Source organism: Neorhizobium sp. T6_25 (assembly GCF_002968555.1).
Lineage (GTDB): Bacteria > Pseudomonadota > Alphaproteobacteria > Rhizobiales > Rhizobiaceae > Neorhizobium.
In genome coordinates this window covers 1-5,460 of the sequence record NZ_PVBL01000054.1, presented here as the reverse complement: position 1 = coordinate 5,460, position 5,460 = coordinate 1, and the positions used below count along the sequence as shown (strand labels likewise).

Genomic DNA, 5,460 nt, shown 5'->3' with positions numbered 1-5,460 from the left:
CACTTGAGACAATCGCCACTATGAGCGATGATCCACTCATCAGCCTGCCAGCTGCAAGCTGACACTCATCCGGCCCTCTGGGATGAGCCGTGGTCGTCTAAGCTACACCACATCCTGGGACACGATCGCCGAAGATGACATCCTCATCCGATTGATGCTGGTCGATGCCCTCATCGAGGAGGGTTATTGCGTCGTCCAGACCGGCAGCGTCCCGGAAGCTGTCGCTGCCATAGACCGGAATCCGTTGTTCGACGATGATGACCGATGTCGACATGCCGGTGTCCCTAACGGGCCTCGATTTGGCTGCCATGGTTTCGAGCGTCGCGCCTCGGACGGCCATCATCGTCCCATCCGGTCGCATTTCGACGGGACAGCGAACGCCTATGGCGATGACAGCTCGGCGATCTGGATACCGGCAAGCGTCTGATCACCTGAGACCTCTCGGGGAGGAGGGTGCCTCCGCAACTTCGTCTGGAAACTCAATCCGACTGCGAGTTGGCAGACGCGGTTGCCGCGCTACTTTAGGTGGATCGGCAATCGGAGTTCAAGATGACGCAAGCGGAAATAGTTGCCGAGCGGGAGGAAATGTATCCCGTGGCCTATGAAATCTTGGACAAGGAAGCCGACGCACGCAAGCAAGACCAAGCGGTTACGACATTTGAGGTGTCGCTGGAAGCAGACAGGGCGCCCAAGATTGCCAACGAAAAAAGTCCCTGAGAGTTCAAAGCCCGGGCCAGCCGAGCGTCTTTTCACTGTCAGTGGCGGTTTTCGCCCAGAGCGGGCACGTCTAGCATCTGCTCGGCAACCAGCTCGCCATCATGCTGGCCACGGCTCCAGGCATCTTCATACTCTCCCTCGACGAGAACAAAACCAACGCTTTCGCTTTGCGGCTCTGGGTGAGCCACCAGGTAAGGAAAAATGCCGACCGATTTTTCAAACGGCAACAGAACCCGATTGGCCAGAACCCGGATCATCGGAGCATTTCCAGAGGTGCTGACGCTCTGCCATTTGCTGATAAAGCGGGTGATCACGTCGTTCAGGGTCATGCCGACGGTCTCTCGACACTGCAAGATGTTGCCGATAAAGAGAACCGGGCAAGCGACCCGCTCGACTGCGTCAACGACGTCGCGGACCAAGAGATGGGGAAGGATACTGGTGTAAAAGCTTCCGGGCCCAAAAGCGATTACGTCAGCTGCCTGGATGGCTTCGATAACAGCAGCGTTCGCAGAGGGAGCTCCACCGCTGCCGTTCAGGAGTTGGATCTCATCGATGCCGATTGCTGCGTCCGTGTCGGACAGCGTGGTCAAGACATCCTGCGGTGAGCGCCTTTCCGCATTCTTGAGGGTTCCCGACAGCACAAGATCGCTTTCCAACGAGGAGGGCCAAACGTTTCCCTGGATTTCGCACAACTTCCTGAAGACAAAGATCGCAGTGTTTATGTCGCCGTTATGGGCGATGCACGCTCCTGTCAGGATGAAATTTCCAATGCTGCCGTTCCTGAAATCGAAGCTATCGCCCACCGCTGACGCGAAGGTCTGAAGATAATTCAGGATCGCGCCACGAAGACCCGGCTCCATACGCTCCAGCAGGAGATGGCGTCCATTGGCATAGAAGCGGAACTCTTCTCTCGCTTCCGCAGGTCCGTTTGAGGACGAAATCCGCGTGTTGAAGATCCTGACCACGTCGCCGGAGCGTCGCTCACCATGGGCCATGGTCATCAACGCTTGGCGGATATCGCCCACTGACAGGATATTCAGCTTCTCCCGGATGAGTTTAGAACTGCCTCCGCTGTCCCAAGCGGGAACGATCCGCGTCAGTTGAACATTCTTGCGAGCCAGCGCAATATTGATGGCGCGACAGGCGGTGCCGCCAGAAAACATGACGATGCGTTTCATAATCCTCCCCATTCTCGGCAAACTCATAGCCGCGCCAATCGCGGATACCAAGCTTTGAAAGTGGCCCCCATCCGAGCAGCGCCGCAGCGAGCGGCGGAAGTGGCGGCTTGGAATTCGACCGTCACTCTAAACCTAGCGGCCAGGCTATTGAGCTTGCAAGAACGACGTCTCCTACTCCAGACCAACGCGGATAGAGCGGATCGGGTTTCTGGAAACCGAGTTGACAGCGAGCGCCCGTGGATGGGGACCAAAATTTTCTATTTCGCCGACCCAACATCCTTGCAGGTCTCGACGGCGTCCCCATCTTTTTCCGCACTCGGATATGGAGGCGATATGGACGAATTTAGCAATGATGCGGATGCGGGTATCGAGATATTGCCGCCCGCACGCGACGGATCATACGATCATCAGGTCGTCTGCCTCTGCTGTCGGAAGGCTTGTTCAAAGAGCCGGATGGATGACGACGGCTGCGGCATCTGCGAGGAATGCCTAGCTACATGACGACCAACCACCGCTATGCTGGCCTCTCTATTTGGGCGATAAATAGGAAGTCAGCAAGCGAGTAGCGCTGATCTGTTCCGAACATTGCGACGCTCCATTAATCCCGGGGTGACACAAACAGTTATTGTCCAATGCGTGAACTTGTCATCAGCCTGCTACTCGTTACATGCCTTCTTCGGTGGGTGCAGCTGCAATGAGACTCTCAGCCAATTCGGCCGAAGATAGCGCACCACATGCTTTCGCCCATCTCAGTTTTAACCAGTCACCGTAAAGGTCGCCGTTACATCGCTTGGGGGCTTTTCGGGTGCTGTTTTGCCTGCGTCGCGTCCATGCCAAAGGTCTCTTAGACATGTCCACCGGACGCCGCTCTGGAAATTCTAGGCTTCATTACAAGTCGGGCTTCGACAAGGTGACCTGCCACTGAAGTTTCATCCAGCCGCGATTAGAGCCTCGGCGGTTTTTGATACGCCAGTTGGCGCGGTGTGAGCAACCGGCGGAAACGCGAAGCTTTCATCTTGCGCCGCGCTGGAGCCGGTTGCGGCGATGCTCCCGGCATAGTCTGCCGGGGTCTGGTATCCGAGCGATGAGTGTGGCCGGAAATGGTTGTAATCGTCCGCCCATTCAGCAATGGCGCTGCGGGCATGATCGAGGCCGAAGAACAGGCTTTCGTTGAGCAGCTCGTCGCGCATGCGCCCGTTGAAACTCTCGACATAGCCATTTTGCATCGGCTTTCCCGGCGCGATGTAGTGCCATTCGACCTTGTGATTTTTCGACCAGGTCAGGATGGCATTCGAGGTCAGTTCGGTCCCGTTGTCTGAGACAATCATTCCCGGCTTGCCCCGTCGCTCGATAAGCGTCGTTAGTTCTCGCGCGACACGGCGACCGGAGATCGATGTGTCCGGGATCGCCGCCAGGCATTCGCGCGTGACGTCGTCGACCACATTGAGCACGCGAAAGCGTCTGCCGCAGGCGAACTGGTCGTGGACGAAATCCAACGACCAGCGGGCATTGGCCCTTGCTTCGACGAGGATCGGCGCACGCGTGCCAACAGCACGACGCCTGGCTTTCCGCTTGCGCACGGAAAGACCTTCCTCGCGATAGAGCCGGTAGATGCGATTGACGCCAGACGGCTCTCCGTGTCGTCGAAGCAAGATGAACAATCGACGATAGCCGAACCGGCGGCGCTCATTCGCCAGATCGCGCAACTTCGCTCGCAGCTCGACCTCCGGCGGTCGAGAGGATCGATAGCGGATCGTCTTTCGGTCTGCGGAAATAATCTGGCAGGCCCGCCGTTCCGAAAGGCCCATGATGGCCTTCAGGTGCGCGACAGCATCACGCTTGGCGGCAGGCCCTACCATTTTTTTGAAAGAAGCTCGCGGAGTGCGGCTGTATCCAGCATCTGTTCGGCGAGCAGTTTCTTCAGCTTGGCATTCTCGTCCTCAAGCGCCTTCAGACGCTTGGCCTCAGACACTTCCATCCCGCCGTATTTGGCCTTCCAATTATAAAAGGTCGCCTCGGAAATCCCGTGCTTGCGGCAAAGATCAGCGGCCTTAACGCCTGCCTCCTGCTCCTTCAGCACGCCAATAATCTGCTCTTCCGTAAATCGCTGCTTCTTCATAAGTCCGTCCTCGATGGGCCGGACTCTAATCTATTCTGGAGGAGATTCTCAGTGGCAGGTCAAAGGGGGAACCACAGCTATCTATGGACGTTCGGGCTGCATGGAGGAACCGACCATGCCACCAAGCGACCCCTACGGAGCGAAAGACTCCTCAACTGAGTATGAGGTGAGCGGGCGGCCGAAAGCCAACAAGAGGCGAGCAAAGAGTGTCGCAGGTGTGATCATCACGTTGCTCATTCTAGTAACTGTCGCCGCCGCCGTGTTGTTGACAAAGGGGACGACCGACCCAGCGCCGGTCGGCTCGTCTGGGGCAGGGGTCGCCCGAGAGCCTGCTCCAGCCAACGGAAAGACAGAGTAGGACGCGAAATGCCTGGTATTATGTCGGCGGTCATGCTGCTCGCCTTCGAGCGAAACGAACACGGCGACGCGATCCCAGCGTTCAACCCTCTGCAGATGGAGAGCGTAGAGCAGGCATTGGCGGAAGCTGAAAAGCTGAGCCCTCAGCACGCAGGAGTAGTCGTCTGGCGGCGAAATGCTCAACCGGCTGTGGGAGAATTAAGCGAGCCTATCATCATATACCAGCGCGGCATCATAGGCGACTTCGGTTGAGGTAAAGAACATGGCTTACAATTCTTCGAGCCACCAGCACCGATCCGGAGATATTGCTCGTTCATCCGGGTGGTCTCTACTGGTCAAAAAAGGATGCCGGAGCATGGTCCATTCCAAAGGGTCTAGTTGAATTTGGCGAATTGGTTGCAGCGATCCGCGAGACTCGGTAGGAGCTTGCTGTGACTGTAAGCGGGGACTTCGTTTCCGTTGGTGAACACCGGCAGCCTGGCGGCAAACTTGTGGTGGCGTGGGCAGTCGAAGCTCGCGATCCTGTCGACGTCAGCTCGATAGTGAGCAACACATTCACGCTGGAGTGGCCGCCAAAGTCCGGGAAGTTTGTCGAGTTTCGCGAGGTTGATCGGGCGGCTCGGTTCGATGGGCTCGTAGCTGCAGAGAAGGTCCTTGAGGGCCAACTACCGCTTGTTAGGGCAGCGTTTGCAAAGGTGACAGCAAGGTAAATCTGAGACCTGATCGCGCTAGGTATTCGACTTTCCATACGAGCTGATCGTACGCAGCGGCATCGCCGTGAAGGCTAGCGATGCTCTCAATTCTATCAAAAAAAAGTCTGTGCGCTAATTTTCCAACAAGTGCGCTCGCCAAAATTACTTGAGAACGTGTTTGATGCGGTCAGGGTGCTTAGGCTGTCCTTGCCCTTCTTCGGCCAATCGGACCTCGGAGACCGTCAGGCCAGTGGCAATTGCTACTTCTTCTAGCACTACTTTGGCAGATTAATCCTCGGTTAACGATGATCGGCGATCTTTCGCACTTCAACAGGGGTGCGAAGGATGGCAGAGCAGGATGTTGCGCTGACGGAATGGCTGAAGCCGTTTGTTGAGA

Annotated in this window: 5 protein-coding genes and 1 pseudogene; 3 read left to right on the top strand and 3 right to left on the bottom strand. The window is 56.8% G+C overall.

The window, feature by feature from the left end; genetic code table 11:
* Nucleotides 1-97: 97 nt before the first annotated feature.
* Nucleotides 98-343 (bottom strand): hypothetical protein, encoded by a 246-nt coding sequence (locus C5L10_RS33195; protein WP_105433191.1) that lies wholly within the window; start codon nt 341-343, stop codon nt 98-100.
* A gap of 206 nt (nt 344-549) precedes the next feature.
* Here C5L10_RS33195 and C5L10_RS34105 point away from each other — a divergent pair, with 206 nt between their 5' ends.
* A complete protein-coding gene (locus tag C5L10_RS34105) occupies nt 550-717 on the top strand; it encodes a hypothetical protein (protein WP_172717325.1) in 168 nt (55 codons plus the stop codon).
* Between the two features lie 38 nt (nt 718-755).
* Here the strand turns inward: C5L10_RS34105 and C5L10_RS33190 are convergent, their stop codons facing one another.
* Complete coding sequence (locus C5L10_RS33190; protein WP_105433190.1) at nt 756-1,895, bottom strand: gluconeogenesis factor YvcK family protein; 1,140 nt, start codon at nt 1,893-1,895, stop codon at nt 756-758.
* A 929-nt stretch (nt 1,896-2,824) separates the two neighbouring features.
* Nucleotides 2,825-4,014 (bottom strand): IS3 family transposase gene (locus C5L10_RS33180; protein ID WP_105433188.1). Its coding sequence is split into 2 segments (ribosomal slippage): nt 2,825-3,762 and nt 3,762-4,014, totalling 1,191 coding nucleotides; the frame shifts between segments, so codons are not numbered across the junction.
* A gap of 366 nt (nt 4,015-4,380) precedes the next feature.
* On the opposite strand from C5L10_RS33180, the gene C5L10_RS33170 reads away from it, so the two are divergent.
* Nucleotides 4,381-4,623, top strand: a complete 243-nt coding sequence (locus tag C5L10_RS33170; RefSeq protein WP_105433186.1) for a hypothetical protein — start codon at nt 4,381-4,383, stop codon at nt 4,621-4,623.
* Between the two features lie 20 nt (nt 4,624-4,643).
* A pseudogene (locus tag C5L10_RS34695) lies at nt 4,644-5,081 on the top strand (NUDIX domain-containing protein).
* Nucleotides 5,082-5,460 lie beyond the last annotated feature (379 nt).

Bases quoted from the DNA above. Each gene is read 5' to 3' on its own strand.
- C5L10_RS33195 (WP_105433191.1), bottom strand. From the start codon at position 343: ATGATGGCCGTCCGAGGCGCGACGCTCGAAACCATGGCAGCCAAATCG.
- C5L10_RS34105 (WP_172717325.1), top strand. From the start codon at position 550: ATGACGCAAGCGGAAATAGTTGCCGAGCGGGAGGAAATGTATCCCGTG.
- C5L10_RS33190 (WP_105433190.1), bottom strand. From the start codon at position 1,895: ATGAAACGCATCGTCATGTTTTCTGGCGGCACCGCCTGTCGCGCCATC.
- C5L10_RS33170 (WP_105433186.1), top strand. From the start codon at position 4,381: ATGCCTGGTATTATGTCGGCGGTCATGCTGCTCGCCTTCGAGCGAAAC.